This window comes from Parvibaculum sp. (assembly GCF_049672805.1).
Classification (GTDB): domain Bacteria; phylum Pseudomonadota; class Alphaproteobacteria; order Parvibaculales; family Parvibaculaceae; genus Parvibaculum.
Genome location: NZ_JBATWS010000434.1, coordinates 1 through 2,933, shown reverse-complemented (window position 1 = coordinate 2,933; position 2,933 = coordinate 1). Strand labels below are relative to the sequence as shown.

Below are 2,933 nucleotides of genomic sequence, written 5' to 3'. Positions count from 1 at the left end.
CCGTGGCACTGGTCGGCATGGTCATGGGTAAAGAGCACCGCATCCACCCAGCCGATCTTCGCGTCAATGAGCTGGTCACGCATATCGGGCGACGTGTCCACCAGTACGGCGGTCGTCTGGGTCGGGTCCTTGTCCCATTGCTCGATGAGAAGCGAACAGCGCCGCCGCCTGTTCTTCGGCTCGTTCGGATCGCACGCCCCCCAGAACGGGCCGCCGATGCCGGGCCGCGGAACGCCGCCAGATGAGCCGCAGCCCAATATGGTCGCGCGCATCTTCATGCTCTGCGCACAGCCTCCGGCGGCACGCGCGAGAACAGCCGCAGGAAGTTCTCTGTCGTGCTGGCAGCAAGTTCGACAAGGCTCACGCCCTTCACTTCCGCAAGCTTCGCTGCCGTGTGGACCACGAAGGATGGCTCATTGCGCTTGCCGCGCTTCGGTATGGGCGCGAGATAAGGCGCATCTGTTTCAACGAGCAGCCGATCCATCGGCACTTTCGCTGCCGTCTCGCGCAGTTCTCCCGCATTCTTGAAGGTGAGGATGCCGGACAGTGAAATGTAGAGACCCAGTTCCAGTGCTTTTTCAGCGAGTTGCGGGCTTGAGCTGAAGCAGTGCAGAAGCCCCGGAAACGCACCCTTCCCCATCTCATCCTCCAGAATGCGCGCCATGTCATCATCGGCATCGCGCGTATGGACGATGAGCGGCAGGCCCGTTTCCCGCGCCGCCGCGATATGCGAACGGAAGTTGCGCTCCTGTGCGGCGCGCGGGCTGTGCTCGTAGAAATAATCAAGCCCGGTCTCGCCAATGCCGACGACTTTCGGATGTTTCGCTAGCTCGACCAGCGTTGCCGTGTCCGTCTCCGGCTCGCTTTCCGCCTCATGCGGATGGATGCCGACCGTGCAGTAAACATACGGGAAACGCTCGGCCACCGCCCTCACCCGGTCAAACTCACTCACCTTCGTGCCGATGGTGAGCATCAACCCGACGCCTGCCTCATGCGCGCGCGCAACCACCTCCTCGACCTCCGGCCCGAAATCCGGGAAGTCGAGATGGCAATGGCTGTCAACGAGCACAGGCAGCGTCATGATTGCGACGCCTCCGTCTCCACAAAACGAGGGAACACGCCTTGCGGCGCGGGTAGCGCGGTGCCGGGCACCAGCGGCCTGTCAAGCGCATCGAAGCCGCGCTGATCTTCCGCCACCGCCAGCAGATCGAGCAGTCGCGCAATCGAGGCTGGCATCACCGGCTGAAGCAGGATCGCGCAACGGCGCACCGTTTCTGCAGTCGTGTAGAGCACGGTTGCCATGCGCTCCGGGTCGGTCTTTTTCAGCGCCCAGGGTTCCTGCCCTGCGAAATAGCGGTTCGCATCAGCCACGACTTCAAAGACGCTCGCCACATAATTGTGGATCTCGAGCCGCTCCATCTGCGCGCGCGTCACCTCGGCAAGGGCCGCCGCCTTGTCGAGCAGAGCCTTGTCATCCGGTGAGAAAGAACCGTGAGAAGGTACGACACCGTCACAGTTTTTTGCGATCATTGAAAGTGAACGCTGAGCAAGATTGCCTATGTCATTGGCAAGATCGGCATTGATCCGGTTCACCACACTTTCATGGCTGTAGCTGCCATCAGCGCCATAAGGCACTTCGCGGCAGAAGAAGTACCGGATCTGATCGACGCCGTAAGTGTCTGTAATCGTGAACGGATCGATTACGTTCCCGACCGACTTCGACATTTTCTCGCCGCGCACATTGAGGAAGCCATGTCCGAAAACGCGGCGCGGCAGCGGCAGGTCGGCCGCCATCAGCATGGCCGGCCAGATCACCGCATGGAAACGCACGATGTCCTTGCCGATGATGTGAACATCGGCGGGCCAGTAACGCCGGAAAAGATCATTATCCATATCGGGATAGCCGAGCCCGGTGATGTAATTGGTCAGCGCATCGATCCAGACATACATCACATGGTTCGGGTCGCCCGGCACGCCGACGCCCCAATCGAGCTTCGAACGCGCGCGCGAAATGGAGAGGTCTTTCAGCCCCCGCTTCACGAAGGAAACGATCTCATTGCGGCGCGACGACGGCTGAATGAAATCGGGCTGTGCCTCGTAAAGCGCGAGCAGCCGGTCCTGATAGGCAGAGAGACGGAAGAAATAGGTCTCCTCCTCCATCCATTCGACAGGCGTGCCGGTCGGCGCGAATTTCTGGCCGTTCTCGTTCACGGTCAGCTCGTCTTCGTCGTAGAAGGCTTCGTCACGAACCGAATACCAGCCCGAATATTTGCCGGTGTAGATGTCGCCCGCAGCCGCAATCTTCTCCCAGATATGCTGGCAGGCGCGCTCATGCCGCGCCTCGGTGGTGCGGATGAAATCATCATTAGAGAGATTGAGCCGCCGGCCCATCTCCATGAAGAGCGGCGCCATCTCGTCAGCCAGCGCCTGCGCGGTGATGCCCTTTGCCTTGGCGGTCTGCGCCATTTTCTGGCCGTGATCGTCCACCCCCGTCAGGAAGCGCACGTCATAGCCATCGAGCCGCTTGTAGCGCGCAATGACATCCGTGGTGATGGATTCATAGGCATGGCCGATATGGGGCGGGCCATTCGGATAGGAAATCGCTGTCGTGATGTAGTATTTTGGAGCGGTCATTTACTCATCTGCTCGGAAAAGAAGAACGCCGGGCTTCACGCACCGGCGCGCATGGACGCGGCTTCCTCAAGCATCGAAAAAGCGTTCAGTATCACGAGCTTGCGGTCTGTATTCAGGGCCTCGCCGCGCACCGTGGACTGAACGACCTTTTCCCATACCTCGACCCAGCGATCAAGGCTGCCACCAGCGGCAAGCCGCGCCATGGAAGCGCTCTCGCCCGGCACGATATCAAGCCCCGTATCAAGCCCCGCCCCTGCGCGGATGAGGCGTTGCAGCCAGAGCGTGATCAGCTCGACCAT

At 60.7% G+C, this 2,933-nt stretch carries 4 protein-coding genes; all 4 read right to left on the bottom strand.

Features of this window, described 5'->3' with window-relative positions:
• Window positions 1–278, bottom strand: a 278-nt coding sequence (locus tag WBF74_RS13565) for an MBL fold metallo-hydrolase (RefSeq protein WP_424440808.1), incomplete at its 3' end; no start/stop codon positions are given.
• The gene (locus WBF74_RS13560) at window positions 275–1,081 is read right to left on the bottom strand and encodes a TatD family hydrolase (protein WP_424440806.1); all 807 of its coding nucleotides are present in this window, start codon (window positions 1,079–1,081) and stop codon (window positions 275–277) included. The genes WBF74_RS13560 and WBF74_RS13565, both read right to left, overlap by 4 nt.
• On the bottom strand, window positions 1,078–2,634 hold the full coding sequence (metG, locus tag WBF74_RS13555) for a methionine--tRNA ligase (RefSeq protein ID WP_424440804.1): 1,557 nt from the start codon (window positions 2,632–2,634) through the stop codon (window positions 1,078–1,080). Before metG ends, WBF74_RS13560 begins: the two co-directional genes overlap by 4 nt.
• A gap of 35 nt (window positions 2,635–2,669) precedes the next feature.
• The coding region (locus tag WBF74_RS13550; RefSeq protein WP_424440802.1) for a hypothetical protein at window positions 2,670–2,933 on the bottom strand (264 nt) is incomplete at its 5' end.

Coding starts and splice junctions, on each gene's coding strand:
- WBF74_RS13560 (WP_424440806.1), bottom strand. CDS start 1,081: ATGACGCTGCCTGTGCTCGTTGACAGCCATTGCCATCTCGACTTCCCG.
- metG (WP_424440804.1), bottom strand. CDS start 2,634: ATGACCGCTCCAAAATACTACATCACGACAGCGATTTCCTATCCGAAT.